The 19,517-nt window shown below is 68.3% G+C and carries 20 protein-coding genes; 9 read left to right on the forward strand and 11 right to left on the reverse strand.

What is annotated here, in order from left to right; all coding sequences use genetic code 11:
* Window positions 1–84: 84 nt before the first annotated feature.
* Window positions 85–1,275 carry an acetylornithine deacetylase gene (gene argE / locus Q0309_RS14765; RefSeq protein WP_299442745.1) on the forward strand — a complete coding sequence of 397 codons (1,191 nt, stop codon included), beginning with the start codon at window positions 85–87 and terminating at the stop codon, window positions 1,273–1,275.
* A 17-nt stretch (window positions 1,276–1,292) separates the two neighbouring features.
* On the forward strand, window positions 1,293–2,636 hold the full coding sequence (locus Q0309_RS14770; protein ID WP_299442748.1) for a hypothetical protein: 1,344 nt from the start codon (window positions 1,293–1,295) through the stop codon (window positions 2,634–2,636).
* A 421-nt stretch (window positions 2,637–3,057) separates the two neighbouring features.
* On the opposite strand, the gene Q0309_RS14775 is transcribed toward Q0309_RS14770, so the two are convergent.
* Entirely contained in the window at window positions 3,058–4,362 is a 1,305-nt protein-coding gene (locus tag Q0309_RS14775; protein WP_299442751.1) for an FAD-binding oxidoreductase, read from the reverse strand.
* 193 nt (window positions 4,363–4,555) lie between these two features.
* On the opposite strand from Q0309_RS14775, the gene Q0309_RS14780 reads away from it, so the two are divergent.
* Entirely contained in the window at window positions 4,556–5,065 is a 510-nt protein-coding gene (locus Q0309_RS14780) for a flagellar biosynthesis repressor FlbT (RefSeq protein WP_299442754.1), read from the forward strand.
* Window positions 5,013–5,387 carry a flagellar biosynthesis regulator FlaF gene (locus Q0309_RS14785; protein WP_299442757.1) on the forward strand — a complete coding sequence of 125 codons (375 nt, stop codon included), beginning with the start codon at window positions 5,013–5,015 and terminating at the stop codon, window positions 5,385–5,387. The genes Q0309_RS14780 and Q0309_RS14785 overlap by 53 nt, the downstream gene beginning before the upstream one ends.
* Window positions 5,388–5,453: 66 nt before the next feature.
* Here Q0309_RS14785 and Q0309_RS14790 read toward each other — a convergent pair whose 3' ends face one another.
* From Q0309_RS14790 to Q0309_RS14800, 3 genes are read right to left on the reverse strand one after another with little or no spacing between them, the layout of a single operon-like run.
* Window positions 5,454–5,918, reverse strand: coding sequence for an isoprenylcysteine carboxylmethyltransferase family protein (locus tag Q0309_RS14790; protein ID WP_299442760.1), 465 nt, complete (start codon window positions 5,916–5,918; stop codon window positions 5,454–5,456).
* Window positions 5,915–6,535, reverse strand: coding sequence for a histidine phosphatase family protein (locus tag Q0309_RS14795; protein WP_299442763.1), 621 nt, complete (start codon window positions 6,533–6,535; stop codon window positions 5,915–5,917). The genes Q0309_RS14790 and Q0309_RS14795 overlap by 4 nt, the downstream gene beginning before the upstream one ends.
* Window positions 6,536–6,542: 7 nt before the next feature.
* Window positions 6,543–7,472 (reverse strand): glyoxylate/hydroxypyruvate reductase A, encoded by a 930-nt coding sequence (locus Q0309_RS14800; RefSeq protein ID WP_299442766.1) that lies wholly within the window; start codon window positions 7,470–7,472, stop codon window positions 6,543–6,545.
* Between the two features lie 200 nt (window positions 7,473–7,672).
* On the opposite strand from Q0309_RS14800, the gene Q0309_RS14805 reads away from it, so the two are divergent.
* Complete coding sequence (locus Q0309_RS14805) at window positions 7,673–8,569, forward strand: DMT family transporter (RefSeq protein WP_299442769.1); 897 nt, start codon at window positions 7,673–7,675, stop codon at window positions 8,567–8,569.
* 122 nt (window positions 8,570–8,691) lie between these two features.
* Here the strand turns inward: Q0309_RS14805 and Q0309_RS14810 are convergent, their stop codons facing one another.
* A complete protein-coding gene (locus Q0309_RS14810) occupies window positions 8,692–8,868 on the reverse strand; it encodes a hypothetical protein (RefSeq protein ID WP_299442772.1) in 177 nt (58 codons plus the stop codon).
* Between the two features lie 153 nt (window positions 8,869–9,021).
* Window positions 9,022–10,221, reverse strand: a complete 1,200-nt coding sequence (gene queG, locus Q0309_RS14815) for a tRNA epoxyqueuosine(34) reductase QueG (RefSeq protein ID WP_299442775.1) — start codon at window positions 10,219–10,221, stop codon at window positions 9,022–9,024.
* A 219-nt stretch (window positions 10,222–10,440) separates the two neighbouring features.
* Between queG and Q0309_RS14820 the strand changes: the two genes are divergently transcribed.
* Complete coding sequence (locus Q0309_RS14820; RefSeq protein WP_299442778.1) at window positions 10,441–11,451, forward strand: complex I NDUFA9 subunit family protein; 1,011 nt, start codon at window positions 10,441–10,443, stop codon at window positions 11,449–11,451.
* A gap of 21 nt (window positions 11,452–11,472) precedes the next feature.
* On the opposite strand, the gene Q0309_RS14825 is transcribed toward Q0309_RS14820, so the two are convergent.
* Entirely contained in the window at window positions 11,473–12,360 is an 888-nt protein-coding gene (locus Q0309_RS14825) for a DUF502 domain-containing protein (protein ID WP_366940633.1), read from the reverse strand.
* A 500-nt stretch (window positions 12,361–12,860) separates the two neighbouring features.
* Between Q0309_RS14825 and Q0309_RS14830 the strand changes: the two genes are divergently transcribed.
* Complete coding sequence (locus Q0309_RS14830) at window positions 12,861–13,247, forward strand: thermonuclease family protein (protein WP_299442781.1); 387 nt, start codon at window positions 12,861–12,863, stop codon at window positions 13,245–13,247.
* A gap of 29 nt (window positions 13,248–13,276) precedes the next feature.
* Here Q0309_RS14830 and Q0309_RS14835 read toward each other — a convergent pair whose 3' ends face one another.
* The gene (locus tag Q0309_RS14835; protein ID WP_299442784.1) at window positions 13,277–13,792 is read right to left on the reverse strand and encodes a hypothetical protein; all 516 of its coding nucleotides are present in this window, start codon (window positions 13,790–13,792) and stop codon (window positions 13,277–13,279) included.
* A gap of 100 nt (window positions 13,793–13,892) precedes the next feature.
* Here Q0309_RS14835 and Q0309_RS14840 point away from each other — a divergent pair, with 100 nt between their 5' ends.
* Together Q0309_RS14840 and Q0309_RS14845 are read left to right on the forward strand one after the other, a co-directional pair.
* Window positions 13,893–14,162, forward strand: a complete 270-nt coding sequence (locus Q0309_RS14840) for a hypothetical protein (RefSeq protein ID WP_299442789.1) — start codon at window positions 13,893–13,895, stop codon at window positions 14,160–14,162.
* 78 nt (window positions 14,163–14,240) lie between these two features.
* Window positions 14,241–16,328: a tetratricopeptide repeat protein gene (locus Q0309_RS14845; protein ID WP_299442792.1), complete on the forward strand. Its 2,088-nt coding sequence runs from the start codon at window positions 14,241–14,243 to the stop codon at window positions 16,326–16,328.
* On the opposite strand, the gene Q0309_RS14850 is transcribed toward Q0309_RS14845, so the two are convergent.
* The 3 genes from Q0309_RS14850 to Q0309_RS14860 form a co-directional block, all read right to left on the reverse strand.
* Entirely contained in the window at window positions 16,270–16,752 is a 483-nt protein-coding gene (locus tag Q0309_RS14850; protein WP_299442795.1) for a LysM domain-containing protein, read from the reverse strand. The two genes, Q0309_RS14845 and Q0309_RS14850, sit on opposite strands and share 59 nt — an antisense overlap.
* A gap of 8 nt (window positions 16,753–16,760) precedes the next feature.
* On the reverse strand, window positions 16,761–17,948 hold the full coding sequence (locus tag Q0309_RS14855; RefSeq protein WP_299442798.1) for an SPOR domain-containing protein: 1,188 nt from the start codon (window positions 17,946–17,948) through the stop codon (window positions 16,761–16,763).
* A gap of 193 nt (window positions 17,949–18,141) precedes the next feature.
* Window positions 18,142–18,960 (reverse strand): protein phosphatase CheZ, encoded by an 819-nt coding sequence (locus Q0309_RS14860; RefSeq protein ID WP_299442801.1) that lies wholly within the window; start codon window positions 18,958–18,960, stop codon window positions 18,142–18,144.
* Between the last annotated feature and the right edge of the window lie 557 nt (window positions 18,961–19,517).

A 19,517-nucleotide genomic window follows, 5' to 3' on the forward strand; every position in this document is an offset into this window, starting at 1 on the left:
GCGCGCGCGAAACGACCGCTTGCGTCGCGGCGCGGCAGGTCCCAGGTTCTTGGCTCCATCCCCCGTACCCCCGGGAGCCGCCTCATGGCCCAAGGACCGGCCGCGTCGGCCAGCGCGACCGACGACATTCAGCCCTGTGTGGAGATGATTCGCCACCTCGTGGGCTTCGACACCACGTCGCGCGACTCCAACCTGCCGCTGATCCATTTCGTGCGGGACCACTTGGCCGCCCAGGGCGTCGCGGCCACCCTGGTTCCCAACGCCGACGGCACCAAGGCCAATCTCTTCGCCACCATCGGACCGGCTGTGCCAGGCGGGGTCGTGCTGAGCGGGCACACCGATGTCGTGCCGGTGGATGATCAGGCCTGGGACAGCGATCCGTTCACGCTGACGGAGCGCGACGGCCGCCTGGTCGGGCGCGGCACGGCCGACATGAAGAGCTTTCCGGCGATTGCCCTGGCCCTGGTGCCGGAGATGCTGGCGGCCGGACTGAAACGCCCGATCCACCTGGCCCTGTCATACGACGAGGAGGTCGGGTGTTTCGGCGCCCCCGCCATGATCCAGGAGATGAAACGGACCGTGCCGACGCCCCAGGCGGTCATCGTCGGCGAACCGACGGACATGCGGATCGTCGGCACGACCAAGGGGATCGACGTCATCCGCACCACGGTCACCGGGCGCGAGGTTCATTCCAGTATGCCCCACCACGGCGCCAGCGCCGTCATGAACGCCGCCACCCTGGTGCACTGGCTGTCGCGGCGCGCGGCAGAGCGGGCGGCCGGGCCGAGTCCCGACTGCCCGTTCGACCCGCCCTGGACGACCATCACCTGCGACGTGATCGAGGGCGGCACGGCGCACAACATCATTTCCAAGACCTGTACCTTCATCTGGACCGTGCGCGCCGTTCCGGGCGACGACCCGGCCGTCCTGCGACAGGCGTTCCTGGCCCAGGCCGCCCGGCTGGAGGCGGACATGCAACGGGCGGCGCCGGAGGCCCGCATTGCCACCACCATCCTGGCGTCGGTGCCCGCCATGCGCCATGTTCCCGACTCCGAGGCGGAACGGCTGGCGCGGGCGCTGACCGGCGACAACGGCCTGGGCGCCGTCGCCTTCGCCGCCGAGGCCGGCCTGTTCCAGGACGCCGGGTTCCCCACCGTCATGTGTGGTCCGGGGTCGATGGCCCAGGCCCATCAGCCGAACGAATCCATCACGCTGGACCAGGTGCGGGCCGGCACGGTCTTCATGCGTCGTCTGATCGAGCACCTCGCCGGATAGCACGGAGCGTCCCGGATATGATCCCACCCACCGACTACGGCCCAACCGGGGTTGCCACCGACATCTCGTGTGCCGCCTGCGGCACGCCCGTCGATCCGACCGCTTCGCTGGGGTTCCGCTGCCCGGCCGCGCTGTCCGACGATGGCATGGACCATGTGCTGCACCGGTTCCTCGACGGCCCGCGCCTGGGCTTTCCCAACAGCACCGACCGCAATCCGTTCGTGCGCTACCGCACCATGATGACGTCCTATCATGTCGGCCGCCGTCTGGGCCTGGAAGACAGCCAGTACACCGAGATCGCCGAGAGACTGACGCAGGCGGCCGCCGAGTTGCTGGGCGAACCCCTGCTGATGGCCGACATGGCGGAGGTTCCGACCGACACGGCGGACCTGACGGTGCCCGTCTCCCGCCTGGACGCCACAAGCCCGATCCTGCCATGGCCGACGCGCGGCCTGCTGTCGATCCTGCTCCACCTGGCGGTGCTGGAGGCGGCGGGTCACCGGGCGCTGACGGGCCGGGCGCGGACCGCGCCGCTGGTTACCCTGGGCGAACCGGACATGGTCCGCACGGCCGTGGTTCTGGCGCAGTTGTCCGAGCGGCCGTTGCAGGTGGTGGTGCCCGACCCCTGCCCGCGCGAGCTTCTGGGCTTTCTGACCGCCGCGCGCGTCGAGGTCCTGGAGGCCGAGGCCGAGACGGGGGCCGCCTGCCGGGCACGGTTCCATCAGGCCTTGCGTGGCGGCGCCCTGCCGTTCACGGCCTACGGCGCCCATGCCCTGCCGGCCCGCGAGGGTCTGGCGACGCTGGCCTTCGACATCGCCGAGGCGGCCGACGCCCAGGACCAAACGATTGGTCTCGTGATGGTGCCGGCGCATGGCGGTGCCCTGCCCTCCGCCGTGATCACGGGCCTGTCCGAGGCCTTCCTGGTCGGCGGCCTGAAGCGCCTGCCACGGCTGGTGGTTCTCGACAGCGAAGGCGAAAGCCCCCTGCCGGCAGCGATGCGACGGCTGGACGATCGGATGGGTGGCGTGGACGATCCGCGCCCGGAGGTTTTTGTGCCGGCCCTGCGCGAGGCGGCCCGCAACGTCGAAGCCTTCCTTGATCCGAACGAGGACACGGACGACCCCGGAATCGTGCCCTGGCGAGCGGCCCCGCCCGACTGGCTGGCGTGCCTGGACGGTGTGGTGCGGACGCGGGGGGCGATCGTGTCCATCGACTCGCTGGACGGTGACCACGACATCGCGATGGAGGATGACTCCCTGTCGCTGGCGCTGTCGGCGGGCCTGGAAGCGCTGCGCATGATTCCGGAGCGGCGCCCGCTGGAAGACGACTACGAGGACAGCGTCGCCGTGATCGTGGCGTGATACCGGACGACGATAGGAATGACTCGTCCCCATACGCCGGGCGCGGTGCCGAGGCGGGAGATCCCTCGGCTCGCTGTCGCTCGCTCGGGATGACGTATGTTTTTGTTTTTTATAAACTTATCCGTCATCCCGAAGCGTCCGTCAGGACGCGAGGGATCTCCCAAGGTGGCGTGTCGACGGTCTGGGAAACGTGTCACGGTTTCCGTCCCTTGGTATAATACCGGGCGACGATAGGAATGACTCGTCCGGCCAGGGTCACTTCGGGGCGCCGACGATGCGGAGTCTTTGACTTTGTCGCCGCAGCGCCCCTTCGGGGCGCGCGGCTCCGCCGCTTCGCGGCGCCGGCGCAGTCGCGCCGGCCAGCCTCCGAAAAGGTCAGCCTTTTCGTCGGCTGGTATGACAGGGCGTCCAAGAAAGAGCGCTACAACCAATCCCGGATGCGATGCACCATCGTCGCCGCCACCAACAACGGCGTCCGCAGCAGGCGCCCGCCCGGAAAGGGCAGATGGCGGATGCGGGCGAGCAGGTCGAACCGTTCCTCCTGGCCGGCGACGACCTCGGCCATCACCTGGCCGGCGAGACTGGTCAAGCCAACGCCATGCCCCGAAAACCCCTGGGCGAACAGCGTTCGCCGCCCCAGCCGGCCGAAGTGCGGCAACCTGTTGACCGTGATGGCCACATAGCCCCCCCACGCGTACTCCACCGGCACATCCCGCAGGTCGGGAAACGTCCACAGCATGGTGCGCCGCATGGCCTGGGCCACACTCGCCGGCTCGACTCGCGAGTAACTGACCCGCCCGCCGAACAGCAGGCGATGGTCGGCGGACAGGCGGAAGTAGTTAAGCACGAAATTGGTGTCGGAGACGGCTTCGTTGCCCGGGATCAGGGCGCGCGCCCGCGCCTCGCCCAGGGGGGCCGTGCCGATGATGTACGTGCCCACCGGCATGATGCGCGCGCCGATGGCCGGCACGGTGCGCCACAGGTAGGCATTGCCGCACAGGATCAGCCAGCGCGCCCGCACGCGCCCCTGCGGCGTTCGCACCGTCACGCCGTCCGCCGTCTCCTCGAAGTCCAGCATCGGCGTGGATTCGTGGATGACGGCCCCAGCGCGTTCCGCCGCCGTCGCCAGCCCAAGCGTGTAGTTCAATGGATGAAGGTGACCGCCACCCGGATCGTACACCGCCCCCACATAGCGATCGCTGGCCACCCGTTGGCGCGTGGTGGCCTGGTCCCAGAGTTCCAAACCCCGGTATCCCAGGCGCGCCCAGTCCGCCGCCGACTCCTCCAGTTCGGCAACATGGCGCGCCTTGAGCGCCACCTCGATGTATCCCGGCGTGAAGTCGCAGGCGATGGTGTGTTGGTGGATGAGGTCCTTGACCAGGGTTACAGCCTCGGTTCCCAGGTCCCAGTAAACTTGCGCCTCGGTCGAGGGCAACTGGGCGCGCACGGCGTCCATGCCGGCCGCGAATCCGGCGATGAGCTGCCCGCCGCTCCGGCCGGAGGCGCCGAACCCGGTGGCGTGCTGCTCCAGCACCCGCACCGCGTACCCTCGGGCGGCGAGGAACAGGGCGGCACACAAACCGGACATGCCGGCCCCGATCACGCACACGTCAGCGGCGGGGTCGCCATCAAGGGCCGGACGCGCCGGCCACGGTGCCGCCGTGTCGGCGTAGTAGGAACGGGCGGGCGGTTGAGGCTGACCGGCGGCGGTCGAACGGAAAACCATGGGATCGGGACGCTGGTGAACGAGGCGAGAGCTCCGTCTTAGGGCACCGTACCCGGCGTCGTCCAGGCATCGTCGCGCCGCCGCCGCTGGGTCGCTATGGCGAGACCCGGTGCGATGGTGCATACTTTTTTCCCGGCTTGCGTCAGCGACGTGGGAAAGCCCGGTAACGTTCTGTCAACCAGCGTGCGGTACCATGCCTCTAAAGATAACGTTGAAGCCCAATGAGAAAGTGATCATTGGCAGCGCCGTGATTTCAAATGGACAGAGCAAGTCAGAGCTCGTGATCCACAACAGGGTGCCTGTCGTTCGTCAGAAGGATCTTCTAAACGAGGAAGACGCTGACACGCCAGCAAAACAGATCTACTACATCATCCTCAACATGTATCTTGATCCTTCGAGCGAGGTTTCGTTTCATGATTTCTACCAGCCCCTACTACGCCACATGATCGAGATGTCCGTTGATGAGCGGGGCGTCAATCTGTCTGTGGATATGTCAAAGCGGATCATCGAAGGTGACTACTACAAGGCCCTCAAGATCTGCAAAAAGCTCATCGAATACGAAGCGGAGTTGACGAACGATGGCGAACGAGTCACTGAAGGCCTACCAGAACGCGCAAAGGCGCGAGATGACGCCGCGAGAAGCGGAGGCCATGGCCTTCACGAAAGCGGCGGTCATGATGGAAGACGCGAAGAAAAGCCCTGAAGACAAAACGTCTTTTGAACAGGCCCTTCGCTTCAATCACCTGTTCTGGACCATCCTTCAGGCAGATATCACGGATGCTAACAATAAACTACCAAATCCCATCAAAGCGAATATCATGAGCCTCAGTATTTTCGTTGATAAACAGACATCAAAAGCCCTACGATCGGGCGATCCGGCCGATCTGGATATTATGATCAGCATAAACCGCAATCTCGCCCTCGGGCTGCGTCAGACCCCAGACTCGGCGACGGACTCGGCGACGGACTCGGGGCCCGAAGTGGCCCCCGCGCCCCAGCGGACCAGCGGCGAGACCTTTGTCTGAGGCCACGAACGGCACGGCGCCCGACTCGCGACACGCGAGCCGGGCTTGGTGACAGTGCCTGGACGGTCAGATCCAGCGCCGCACGCGAGAGCGGTAGGAGTCGTAGTCACCACCGAAGGCGTCGAGCAGGTGGCGCTCTTCCCGGCGGATGAACCAATCAAGCCAGACCGCCATGATCACCGGTCCCACCCAGGGTGTGACCGTGCCCATCAGGATGGCCACGCCGACGAACGTGATCACGATCGACAGGTACATGGGATTGCGGGACCGCGCGAACGGACCGTCGGTGACCAGGACGGTCGCCTCTCCGTGTGGGTGGACGTTCGTGCCCACACGCTGAAAACGCAGCACGGCCCACCCCGCGAAGGCCAGCCCCGCCGCCATCACGAGGGCACCCACCAGGGTCCACGGCCAGGGCACCAGCACAGGACCGGGCCACAGAAACCACGAGACAATCATCGTCGCCAGCACGAGGCTGCTGACCTGGGGGGGGTTTGGCCCGCGCCGGCCGGACTGTCCAGGATCGGTCATGTCGCCTGGTCCTCCTTCAGGGGCGTGATGGTCATGGGCTTGCCCGACAGATCGACGACTCTCCAGGCCGGTCCCTCCGCCGGCGGCGGATCCACCGGCTGGAACTCGACCACCACCGAGTTGCCCAGTTGCGGCCGCACCTTGCCGAACCCCATGCCGTACAGGAGCGCCCGGAAGGTTCCCGAGTGCGCGAGCAAGAGGGTCGGCGCCGGCACCCGAACCCACTGCGCCGCCCGCCAGATGCGCGCGGCGAAGTCTTCCCAGGTTTCACCCCCCGGCGGGTTGTAGAAGGTGCTTGGACGCTCGCTGAGCGGCCGGCCTTCCAACTCGCCCCAGTCGCGTTCGTTCAGGCCCGGTTCGACGAACGGCGTCAGTCCCTTCTGCTCCAGGATCGGCACCGCGCTCTGGTGCGTGCGATACAACCCGGTCACGATCACACTCGCCAGCGGAATGGCCCGCACCTGCTCGGCCGCGTCGATGGCCTGCCGTTGACCACGCTCCGACAGATGGGCATCGGTCAGGCCGGCCACCAGGTCCATGGCATTGGTCGTGCTCTCGCCATGCCGCAAGAAGTAGAACGGGCCGTCAAGAAGCCCACGAGTCGTCGCGTTTTCCATGATGTGTTCAGTACCCTGCGGTGCGGTCCACCGCGCTGTCGGGGGTCTCACCCCGCTCCAGGCGGCGGATGGTTTCAGCGATCTGCGCGCAGGCCGGCCCGGCCAGCGTGACGGCGGCGACGTGCGGTGTCAGGCGCACCTTCGGATGCGCCCAGAACGGATGCTCGGGCGGCAACGGCTCCGGGTCGAACACATCAAGCTGCGCGCCCCGAATGTGGCCGGAGTCGAGCAAAGCCAGAAGGTCAGAGTCCACCACATGGGCGCCGCGCGCGGCATTGATGACGGCCGCCCCCGGTGCCAGACGTGACAGGGTCTCCCTGTTCAGCAGGCCCCGGGTTTCCGGCGTCAGGGGCAGCAGGCAGACGAGGATCTCCGTCCCCTCCAGGAAGGCCGGCAAGGCGTCCCGCCCATGGAATCCCTCGACCCCGGCCACCGAACGCGGGGTCCGGCTCCAGCCCCGCACGGCGTAGCCCAGGTCCGCCAGACGCGCCGCCACGACACCGCCCAGAGCCCCCAGCCCCATCACGCCGACCCGGACCTGAGACGCCAGCCTGGGCGGAACGGGCGCCCAGCGGCCGTCCGCCTGCGCCGCCTCGTAGACGTCAAAGCGGCGATGGAAGCGCAGGACCCCGTGCAACACCCATTCCACCATCTGCGCCGCCATGCCGGCATCGCTCAGCCGGAAGAGGGGCACATGGGCGGGCACCTCGGTCTCGGCCATCAGGGCGTCGACCCCGGCGCCCAGGTTGAACACGGCCTTGAGATTCGGCAGGGAGCCCAGCAGACCCTGGGGCGGCTTCCACACCAGGCCGTATCGCACGGCCTCGGCCGGCCCCGCGTCCGGCCAGGCGCGAAACGGCGTGTCCGGCAGATGCTCGGCGATGGTGCGTCGATACGTGTCGGCGCAATCGACCTCGCTGCAGAACAGAATGGTCATCGGTCAGGAGCCTCGCGAGGGCGCGCACGACAGCCGGCGACCACAGGATCGCCCTGAAAGAACTGTGCCTTTTTGCCATTGCCGCCCCGAAGACACAAGCGCCGCCGGTGGCCCCACGCTTCCCGGCCCACGCCGGGGCGTGGTAAAGCCGGTCGGAAGCGTCTTCGCCCCTCCCCCTTCATGCCGGACGGTCTTGCCCGATGCCCCTGTACCTGAAAGGCCTTTTGCTGTCCGCCGCCGGGATGCTGGTCATCAGCCCGGACGGCTTGTTGGTCAAGCTGGTGCAAGAGGCGGATGCCTTTCAGATCGTGTTCTGGCGCACCCTGCTGGCGGCGATCATTCTGTTCGCCGTCCTGGCCGCCCGACGCGGCCCCCGGGTGGTGCGGCACGTGCGGGAGATGGGCACCACCGGCCTGTTGGCCTCGGCCATGATCGGCGTGTCGAACATCGCCTTCGTCACCGCCATGACAATGACGTCGGTGGCCAACACGCTGGTCGTGCTGGCCACCCTGCCCCTGTTCAGCGCCCTGATCGGCCTGGCCCTGATCGGCGAGCGCGTTCGGACGCGGACCTGGGTCGCGATCGCCCTGTCCTTCCTGGGCGTGGTCATCATCATGTCCGGTTCCGTGGGCCTGGGAGGCGGCACGCTGGCCGGCGATCTGGTGGCCCTGGGGATTCCGCTGGCCATGGGGGCGGCGCTCGTGCTGCTGCGCAAGGCGGGGGACCGCGACACGGTCCCGGTGGTGGCGCTGGGAAGCCTGTTCAGTGCCGTGGCGGTGCTGCCGATCTGCGACCCTTGGTCGGTCACGACCGGGGACATGATCGTGATCATGACCATGGGGCTGGTGGTCACGCCGCTCGCCTTGTCGCTGTACACCAGCGGCGCGCGCTACATTCCGGCGGCGGAGGTGGCGTTGCTGGCCTTGATCGAGACGGTTCTGGGGCCGGTGTGGGCCTGGGTCGGCGTCGGCGAGGTGCCACCGCCCCTGACCCTGGTCGGCGGGGCGCTGGTGGTCGGAGCCATCGCCGTCAACAGCGTGCTCGCCTTGCTGCGCCGCCCGGCTGGCCGTGCGACCGCGCCGGAGGATGGCGGGTAGGAGCTTTTTCGAGTCAACGTCGCCGAATGCAAAGACGGCGGACACTCTGGCGCCCGCCGTCTTGTTTCCGGCCCCGAGGATTGCTCCTCGGGACCACATGTGTGTGGCTCAGTCGGCCGCGATTACTCGTTGGACGTACCCGAAGCCCAGGGCGCGGTGGTGCTCTGTGACCCGGTGTCGGCCTGCGCGGTGGTGATCGGCTTGCCGGCGGTGTCGGCGGACTTCCAGCCGCTGCACGCCAGGGCGGCGGACGAGGCGAACAGGGTCGCGGCAAAGGCAATCGTAGCAGTCTTCAGCATGGGAGCGTCTCCTTCACGACGGGTTCACGACGGGGGGAACGACGGTCGGCGGTCAGAGTGCTCTGTCTGGACCCCTGTGATAGCGGGAGTATGGGGATGCCGGGGCCGCACAACAACCCTGATGATTTCAGGGAGACAACGATTTTTGGCATATTATGTCGCCTGGCCCGGCCCTGCAAGACATTCCGTTACCGAGCCCTCCCATTCGGCCTGGACCTCCGGCACCGATTCGGTGGCCTCGGACCGCGCCCGCAAGGCGCTCAGCCGCCCCACGTCGAGCTCCAGGCGCCGCACCGCCCACACCGCCGCGCCCCGGACCAGCGGCGCCGGATCGTCCAGCAGGGGCAGGACCGTCTCGACCAGGTCCGGGCGGTCGCTGTTGCCAAGCGCGATCAGCACATTGCGCACGAACCGGTCGCGCCCCGTGCGCTTGATGGGCGAGCCGGCGAACAGCGCGCGGAACCGCGCGTCGTCCAGGGCCACCAAGTCGGCCAGACGCGGCGCCGTCAGTTCAACGCGGGGCAGCAGGCCCTCATGCCGCGTGGGCACCGCGAACCGGTTCCACGGACAGACCGCCACACAGTCTTCGCACCCGTAAATCCGGTTGCCCATGTGCGGCCGAAGCTCGCGCGGGATCGGCCCCTTGTGCTCGATGGTCAGGTAGCTGATGCACCGCCGCGCGTCGATCCGATACGGGTCGTCGGGCCGGATGGCGCCGGTCGGGCACGCGTCCAGACACCGGCGGCAGGTCCCGCACAGGTCGGCGTGCGGCGAGTCCGGGGCAAGGTCCAGCGTGGTGAACACCTCGGCCAGGAACAGCCACGATCCGAACCGCCGCGAGACAAGATTGGTATGCTTGCCGGTCCAGCCCAGGCCGGCCCGCGCCGCCAGTGGCTTTTCCATCACCGGGGCGGTGTCGACGAACACCTTCACCTCGGCCTCGAAGGTCCCATGGATCCAGCGCGCCAGGGCCTTGGCCCGGCTCTTGAAAACGTCGTGGTAGTCCTTGCCGTGGGCATAGACGCTGATCACGCCCCGGTCGCGGTGCGCCAAGCCCTGTAGGGGATCGGTCGCCCCGGGGCCGTAGTTCAGGCCCAGGGTCACGATGGACACCGCCTCCGGCCACAGCACGCGCGGGTCGCCGCGCCGCGCGCGGGTGGTTTCCATCCAGGCCATCTCGCCGTGCCGGCCCTGGTCCAGGAACAGGCCCAGGTCGCGACGCGCGGACTCGGGCAACGCCGCGCGGGTGATGGCCGCCGCGTCCAGCCCCAGCGTCCGCGCGTGCGACAGGATCGCCTCGCGCGGCGCGGCGGGACGGCCGCCGCCTTGCCTATCCTGGACACCATCGGGCACGGTCCGGTGATCCTCCATGCTTGGCAGCACAAGAAGCAGGGAGTCGCAGAGTCGCATCCCTGCCCCCCGGCGTAAACCAGAGGCCGAACACGCTGGGGCCTACCGGGCGGCGCGAAGGCGGAATGGGCTTGCCTTTGCGGTCGCCACGAACCATCTGACACCGTGTCGGCCCGCCCCTGGCCGGCCATCACACCCGGCCATCATGCAAGGGAGACCGGAATGTCGCTTCGTCTGGTGACCGTGTTCGGAGGCACAGGATTCATCGGCCGCCAGGTCGTCCAGGACCTTGCGGCGCGCGGCATACGCGTGCGAGTCGCCGGGCGCGATCCCGTCAAGGCCGAGTTCCTGAAACCGCTCGGGGACCTGGGCCAGATCGCCCCGATCAAGGTGAACATCCGCAACGACGAGTCCGTCGTCCGCGCGGTCGAGGGCGCCGACGGGGTGGTCAACCTCATCGGCATCCTGGCCGAAAGCGGCCGCAGCACGTTTCAGGCCATGCACGTCGAGACGCCGGAGCGGATCGCCCGCCTGTCCAAGGCCGCCGGCGTCAGCCGGTTCGTGCATCTCTCGGCACTGGGCGCCGACGAAAGCTCAAGCGCCAACTACGCCCGCAGCAAGGCCAAGGGCGAGGCCGCCGTCCGCGCCCATTTCCCCGAAGCCAGCATCCTGCAGCCGTCCGTCGTGTTCGGGATGCACGACTCGTTCTTCAACATGTTCGGGTCCATGACGCGGCTTCTGCCGGCGCTGCCGTACTATGTGAAGGATGCCTTCCGCACCGTCCGCGACGATTCCGGCAAGTCGTCCATCGATCTGCGCGGGTCCGGCGGCCCCCGGTTCCAGCCGGTCTACGTCGGCGACGTGTCGGAGGCCGTGCTGCGCTGCCTGACCGACCCGGTGCACCAGGGGCAGACCTACGAACTGGGCGGCCCCCGCGCCTACTCCATGCGCGAGATCATGGAACTGGTGGTCGAGCAGGCGGAACGGCGCACCTTGGTGGTGCCGGTGCCGTTCTGGGTGGCGCGCCTGCAGGCCAAGGTCATGCAGGTGCTGCCGAAGCCGCCGATCACGCCGGATCAGGTGCGGCTGCTGGAGACGGACAACGTGGTCTCGGGACAGCGCCCGGGGCTGGAGGCGCTGGGCATCGAGCCGACGGCGGCCGAGGCGATCCTGCCGACCTACATGCACCGGTTCCGGCCGCATCACCGCAACGTGATCATCCGCGCGTCGTAACGGCGGCAGCCACGGTCGCCCCTACACGGGTGTGAGGGCCGTATCGCGGTCGTCCGACCCGCTGGCCCCGGAGTCGGCCGCGCCGTCGCCATTGCCATTGCCATTGCCGTTGCGCGCGCGCTTGTCCCGTCCGGCGGCCACGCGTTTGTGGGCCGGACCCGGATCGACGTCGGGCGTGGAGTCGACCAGCGGCACTTGGCGGACCTCCGCCGGACGACGGTCCGGCGGCGTGACGATACCGCCCGAGATGACCATCTTGATCCCCTCCTCGACCGACATGTCGAGCACGATCAGATCCTGACGCGGGACAAACAGCAGGAATCCGGACGTCGGGTTCGGGGTGGTCGGCAGGAACACGTTGACGCATTCCTGCGCCGTCAGGTTCTGCACCTCCCCCTCGGTCACGCCCGTGATGAAGGCAATCGCCCAGATGCCCCGGCGCGGGTATTCCACCAGCACGACCTGCCGGAACGCGGTGGATTGCTGGGCCAGCACGGTTTCCAGGATCTGCTTCAGGGCGCCGTAGATGTTGCGGATCAGTGGCATCCGGTTGAGCAGTCGCTCGCCCAGCCGAAACAGAATCCGCCCCACAAGGCCGGTGGCGAAGGCGCCGATCCCGATCAGGATCAGCACCATCACCAACAGGCCCACGCCCGGAATGCTGAACGGCAGGTGGTACTGCTCCGGGATGAAGGCCGCCACCCGCTTGTCAACGAACTCGATGAACTTCCAGGCCACGAAGAAGGTGATGGCGGCCGGCGCCGTCACCAGGATGCCGGCGAAGAAGTGGTTGCGCAAACGCGCGGTCAGCGACAACGCGTTGTTGTTGTGATCGTCATGGCCCGAGGGGCGGGCGGAGCCGTGGCCAGAGGCCCCTGGTTTGGTCGAAGCGTGTGTTTTCCTGGACATTCCGGTGTCAACAACTCTGCGGGCGGATGGGGTCACGGGCTCGCCGCCGCCACTGGCGCGGGTTCGAGCCCTTGTTTCTCGGACAATGACCCCCTATTGCGGCGAAATCAGGGGCACAGGTGAGGACGTTCGCGCGCAAGTGTGATATTGTGTGCTCGCTATCGCTCCTGGTCATGGGGGTTCCCCTCAGCAGCGACGCGCAAGGTCCGACCGCCTGGACCATCGGATTGGGAGAAGCCCAGACCATGCGCCGCACTTCTGGACCCACACACCACCACAATACACCAAACCAGCCGACACAAAACCGGCGTGCGCTTGCCGTCCAACGAGCCCGACGGATGCGGCGCGCGCGTCGATCCCGACAGCTTGTCTGGGCCGGCGCCGCGACGGCGGCTGGCGCAGTGGGCGTGCTATTGCTCCTCCTCCTCCTGCCGGAACCGTCCGACCACGTGGCCCAGGGTGACATATCCGGCCCAGCGTGCATCGAGGACGGGGACACCTTGCATATCAACGGCAGACGGTCCTACGGCGAATGCCGCAACGGGCACGGCGTCGTTCTGTACGGGATCGATGCCCCCGAACTGGCACAGACCTGCCATCATCAGGGAACGGCTTGGCCCTGCGGACGGCAGGCGGCCTCCACGCTGCTGCACCTGACGAGAGGCAAGACCGTGACCTGCGTGGGCAACTCGCAGGACCCGAAAGGATCGCTGATCGCCGTCTGCCACGTTGACGGCCAAGATCTCAACGGGCTCATGGTCCGCATGGGGATGGCGGTCTCCGTCGGCGCCCGCTACGCCCTGGAGGAAGGCGCCGCCCGCCACGCCCGCGCCGGCATATGGATGGGCACGTTCGAGCGCCCGGCCGAGTGGCGCGCGGCGCACTGACCGGACCCGTCCGGCCCCGCCGCCAGGGCCTATTGCGGCTTCTGAGCCTCGAGGGGAATATACCCGCGCTCAAAAGCATGTTGCAGGGCCTCGAACCCGGTGCGCGCTTCCTCGAACAGGACCCGCCGGTTCTGGATGGAGGCCAGTTGGCTGGCGTCGGCGTGCTCCCAATCGAGAGCCAGAACGGCCTCAAGATAATTCGCACGCAACCGCGCGATCGTCACCGCCAGCTTGAAAAAGCTGGTGCGGTCCAGGTTCGGCAGCTTGTGGCCGATGATTTCCTGGTTGGCCGCGCGAACCGCCATTTCCACTTCTTCAAGGAAACGGCGCTGGGCGATCATATGCGCACGGTCGTCGGTGGCTCCAGTCAACGCGGCCTCCCATTCAAAGTGCCAAGAGAATGGACGAATACTCTCGGCCGAAGCAATCAATATGGTGACCGACCGGCCGGTGCAAATCAATAGGTCGTTTTGTGACCGGTGTCGAGACATGCCTGGCGTTGGCGCGATTCCGCGTTGCAAAAAACGCACGCCAACCTTGGCCAAGAACCGCTTACATTTTGAGTGTAGCTGCCATGATCTGGCGCTCCTGGATAAAACTTGTTGCGAATTCAAGACAATTATGAGCCAGAAAGGATCGCCCCCGATGCCAGACCCGCTGTTCGGAACCACCTCTCCGTTCGCCCTTCAAGTGGAAGCCCATCAGGCCCGCGACCGGTATCTTGCCAGCCTGCTCGGCACCGGCCTGCGCGCGCTTTGGACCGCCCTGTTCGGCACCCGCGAGACCGCCCATGACGCCGCCGAGGTGTTCCACGACTGCTACGTCAAGGACACGGACCTGATTCATATCCCGGACGCCCGTGGCTTGGCCGCCCGCCACAGCAACGATCGCCGGCGCCACGACGCGGCGGCCTGACGACGGGCGATCCGTGCCCTGGAATCCGGTGCGCGCAGCCGCTAGAGTACCGGCCCCGCCGTGGACCAGGTGCCGCCCGTGACGTCAGCCCGTGTGACCGACCCCTCCGCCGCGCCCGTTCCCCCCGGCGCCGACGGAGAGACTGTGGCGCGCCAGGTGTTCGCCGATGGCGTGGCCCATCTGCAAGGGGGACGACTGCGGGACGCCGAAGCAGCGTTCCGGCGGGTCGCCTCGCTGGTTCCGGCTCATGCCACGAGCTGGCTTAACGTGGGTTTGCTCCGGCACCATGGCGGCGACGCGGTCGGTGCCATCGCACCCCTGACGCGGGCCTTGACCCTCGACCCCGGCATCGCGGCCAAGCCCGACCTGCCCCTGCGGCGCCTGTTCCGGGACGCGCACGCCATGGCCCAGCGCCAGGGCCATCCCACCGCCCACAACAGCGCCATCGCCCGGCTGTGGCTGCGGTGGCTGCCGGATGACTTGGGCGCCCTTGGAGCCGCCACCATGGCCGCCCTGGCCGACGGGGATTACGCACAGGCCGAAGACGTCCTCTCCCGCGCACCCGAACGCCCCGCCGATTCGACGCTACGCCACGCGCAGGCGCTGCTGGACCTGCACCGGGGGCGGCCGAGCCGTGCCGCGCGGGCCGTCCGCGATGCCCTCATTCTGGCCCCTCGGTACGCCGAGGCCTGGTTCACCCAAGGCACCATCGCCCAGCGGCGGTCCGCCCCAGACGAGGCCGACACAGCCTTGCGCCGGGCCCTGCACCTGAGCCCCGGTCATCCCGGCACCCTGCTCGCCCTGGCGGGCGTTCGCGTCGCGGAGGGACGGGCCGACGACGGCGCCGCGCTGGCCTTGCAAATCCCCGCGCCCATCCGGCGCGCCGCTCCCCATATCGGCACCCTGCTGACCATCCTGCATCACGCGCCAAGCGTCGCGCCCGAGGTCATCCGTGCCGAACGCCAGGCCCTGCGTCCCTCAACGGGGCCGGCTGCTTCGGTGCCCCGGCCAGAGGCCACCCCGCCGCCACCGCCATTGCGTGTTGTCTATCTGGGCGACTGTTCGCGCCCCCAGGTCGCGGCGTTGGCCTTGCCGGCCATCCGCGCGCACGCCCGGGCCGACGCCGCCGGGCGGATCGTGTGCCACATCTTCCACGCCGGACCGCCGGACCGGCCGGCGCCGCCCCCGCCCGAGGGCGCCGACGTGCCGGTCCTGGACCTGGGTGTCACCACCCCTCAGGCCATCGGTGACAGCGTGCGCCGGCTGGCGCCGCATGTCCTGGTCCTGCTGACACCCACCACCCTGCCCCAGGCGCTGGAGGCCGTCGCGCACCGGCTGGCGCCGCTCCAGGTGATCTGGGGCGACGTGTTCGGCAGCGTCGGCTGGCCCGGCCTGGATGCCCTGTTGACGGACGCGCACCACGTCACGGACCCGGCCCTGCTGTCGGAGCGCCCGGTGCTGCTGCCGCACGGCGCCTACTTCTTCGCACCGCCGGTCGACGCGCCCGATCCCGGTCCCCTGCCCTGTCGGAGCCACGGACACGTCACGTTCGGCAGTTTCAACCGCCTGGACAAGATCAACGATCCGCTGCTCGCCCGCTGGGGGCGCATCCTGGCCGCCGTGCCGGACTCCCGCCTGCTGATCCAGGCCCGGGCGCTCGACACCCCGACCACACGCGACACCCTGCTCGACCGGCTGGCGCGGCACGGCGTGCCGACCAACCGCGTGCGTCTGGAAGGCGGCCGCGACCGGGCCGGCATGACGGACCTGTACCGCCAAGCGGATCTCGCCCTGGACGCCGATCCCTGGTCGGGCGGGCTGACGGTCCTGGAACTGCTGTGGATGGGCGTGCCGGTGGTCACCCTGGCCGGCCGGCATCCGTGCGGACGCCACGCTGTCTCCCACCTGCGCCGGGTCGGGCTCGACGACTGGGTGGCCGAGACGCCCGAGGCCTACGTCGCGCGCGCGGCGGCGGGCGCCCGCGACACGGAACGCCTGACGGTGTTGCGCGCCGACCTGCGCCGGCGCCTTGCCGCCCTGCCCCTGTGTGACGCGACGGTTTACGCCCGCCAGCTCGAGGACGCCTACGAGACCCTGTGGGCCGATCTCACGGCCGTTTCGGAACCCACAGCGTCTGGAACGCCTCCAGCGTCTCGGCGTCCTTGAGCCAGGGGTTGAGCGCCCGCACGACGGCCTCGGTCGTGCCCTCGCGGGCGGCAAACCCGGACACCGTGTCGCCGGCCTCGGCCATGGCCCGCTCGATCGGGAATTCGGCGGGGCTTCTGATTTCCCGGACATCCAGGCGGGTCGCGCGAGCCTCGGCGAGGTCCCGTTCCAGCGTATCGACCCGATCGCTCAGGCGTTCGCCGATGCGCAACGCCGCCTCCAGCTCCAGCAGGAGGTTCTCCCGCTCGGTCTCAAGCGATCGCTGGCGTTGCTGCCAGCGGGCCTGTTCGGTGCGCATGTCCTGAAGCGCGGTCGCGCGCTCGGCCACGGCCATCCACGCGTACCCACCCGCGCCCACGGCGGCGGCCACCGCGACGGCGGTGATGGCCGGCCAGACGTGCCGTCGCGGTGGTGGCATGGTCACGCGCGGCGTCAGTTGAAGGACTGCACGTCGCAGACCGATCCCATGTCCGGAATCTGCCCGCACAATCCGCGCGCCGCCTGTTTCGACGGGAACGGCCCGGCGTAGACCCGGAAGAACGAGCCCATGTCGTCCAGGTCCACCGGCTGGATCCTGGGACTGAGCCCCTGAAGCAGGTCGGGATGCGATGCCTGGAACGTGGCCCAGCCCTTGCGCGCGCCGGCCATGGTGCGGAAGGACCCCAGACGCACGCCGGCGCCGGTCCAGGCATCGGCCGACGCGGCCGTAGACGGGGGCGCGGCGGGCGCAGCCGCCGGGGTCGGCCTGGGTGTCGGGGTTGGTGTCGGGGCCGGGCCGACGGGCGTTTCGGCCACGGTCGGCGCCTCGGGAGTCGTCTCGGTCGCCGCCATCGGCGGGGCCGGCAGCGGCGTCGACTCGGCCACGGCCGCCGGCGCGGCCTCGGGCGCCGGCGCATCGGGTACACCGGACGCCGTCACGCGGCTGTTGGCGACCGCCAGAAGCGAGCGGGCCTGTTGCTGGTCGTCGGCCGTCGTGACCTCGCGACGCACGAAGTACCCCACAGTCGGGGCATGGTACGTATACAGCCGCAATCCGTCGGAGCGCACGCAGGCGACCTTATACGTGTTGAAGGCCCCGGCCGGCACCTCGGTTCGCGTCGTGGCGACCACGCGGCAGTTCCAGGCCAGGGATTGGGCCGGCTGGCCTTCCATGCCCGCCGACACCAGGAAGCTGGCCTCCTTGCCGATCTCCAGCGGCCACAACGATCCCGTCTGGTGCTGCACCTCTCGCCGGACGACCCCAACTTCGGGCGAGGCGGAACGAAGGCTGGGCATGAGCGGATCGCGCGGCGTCACCCGCATCCCGCCGAGATCGCTTTCCCAGGTGACAGTGTCATCGTCCACCGCGCGGATGACCCAGGTCTCTTCGGGATTGTCGAACACGTAGCGGTCGCCGACGGCATAGCTCGGCAAGGGCGCCTGCGCGATGCGGCCCGGCGGATCCACGATGACGTTCGATGTGGCCGACGCATCGGCCGGGGCCGCGTCGTCCCCGCCAAGGCCGGTGCCACAGGCACCAAGGGCGAGCGTCAGACACAGCGCCCCGGCGCCCAGCGCCGCGCGGACGCCCGGTGACCGCGCAAGCCCGTGGAGTCCGGTTGCGTCCCTGGAGACCGCCATGTGCTGTGCCCTCCCTCGCTGTCCGTGTCGGCCCGACACGCCGTCGCTACGACAACAGAATCATCAGTGTGGCGGGCAATCAAGCAAAAAATGAAAAAGAAGAACGGCCAAGCAATCGCGCAAGATAGGACGCCCGCACGACCTGGCACCCTCGGCCCCTGATCTGACCGCTGGCAACAGGATACGCGCCGATTTAACCGAACAACGCGTCGATGTCGTCCTGGCTCAGCCCCTTGTTCTGCAATTGCGGCCCGTTGAGCAGGTGGCTTTCATCGTCTTCATGGACGGCCTCGTCTTCGTCCGGCAACGGAAGGTCAAGGAACGCATCAGGACCCCAATCCTCGACGATGGCCCGGATGCGATCCTCGATGAACTCCAGGGTCTTGACCACTTTCGAGATCCGTTGCCCGGTAATGTCCTGGAAGTTGCAGGCCTCCAGAATACGGGCCACATTGTCGCTCACCTGATTGATGCGCGGCGCGATGGCGTCTTCCTCACCGACCTCGGCGAGGATGTCTGTGCAGTGGATGGTGATGGCCTCGCCCGCGTCAAGAATGGCGTGAGTCGCTTCCTCGGTGGCCGTAATGATGGCGTCGAGTTCGCTCGCGGCCCGCGTCATCCGGTCGTCATCGGCGTCCCGCAGGGGATGCTTGATTTCGGCGATCTCACGTTTCGCCGTCGCCAGGCTGCGCACCATGCGGGCGACCTCGACCCGTAGCAACTGCGCCTCGTCGGCGCTGCCCCCCTCATCACCGTGCCGCGCCGGCGCCGGTTCGGACGCCGGTGGTGGGGGCGACGGCACGGCCTTGATCTCCGCGAATTCACGGCGCAGATCTGCCATCTCGGCCCGCATGGCGCGGACTTCGTTGATCAGCGTCTCAAGGCCGCCCGAGTCAGGCGCCGCGCCAAGATCGAAAACAAGCTCCGCGTCGTGTTCGCGCCGCAGGTGTTTCTCGATGGAGAACGTCCGCTTGCGCATCGATCGTCCGGCCGCTCCCTGGCCGCTATTCATGTCCGCTTCCCTCTCTGCGTTCCGGACACGAAAACGGTCCGTTTCAAGCCGTCAGTCCCTTTCATGCGGCCAAAACGCCCCCTGGTCCACACGCGACTGTCTCGCCCGCCGGCCACCCCCGAATGACCCGCCACATCACCCGCCAGATCATACGACGTTCCGCCGCAGGGTGCAAAACCGCCAAGCGATCCGGATTGCCCCAAACCGGGCGGCACCTTGGGTATGTATCGAACAGACGGGGTGACGTCCACGCCTTTGCCCAAGGAACGCTCCACCCGTGGCCGCGAACGCGGGCGCCTGGCTGAGTCCTGAAAAGGCTTTCACCGCCACCCAAACGACAAGGCGGCGGTGGGAGCCCCGCAGGACTCCGCGCCACCGCCCTGAAATCCGCCCGTGCGGATGCGTTCCGGCCTTATACCAAGCGACGGAAAACGTGACACGTTTTCCGGACCGTCGACACACGACCTTGGGAGATCCCTCGCGTCCTAACGGACGCTTCGGGATGTAACCGGGGCAAAAGTCCGGGCAGCGGGACTCATAATTGGTTGCGCGCGAAT

Source organism: uncultured Rhodospira sp. (genome assembly GCF_937138205.1).
Classification (GTDB): Bacteria; Pseudomonadota; Alphaproteobacteria; order Rhodospirillales; family Rhodospirillaceae; genus Rhodospira.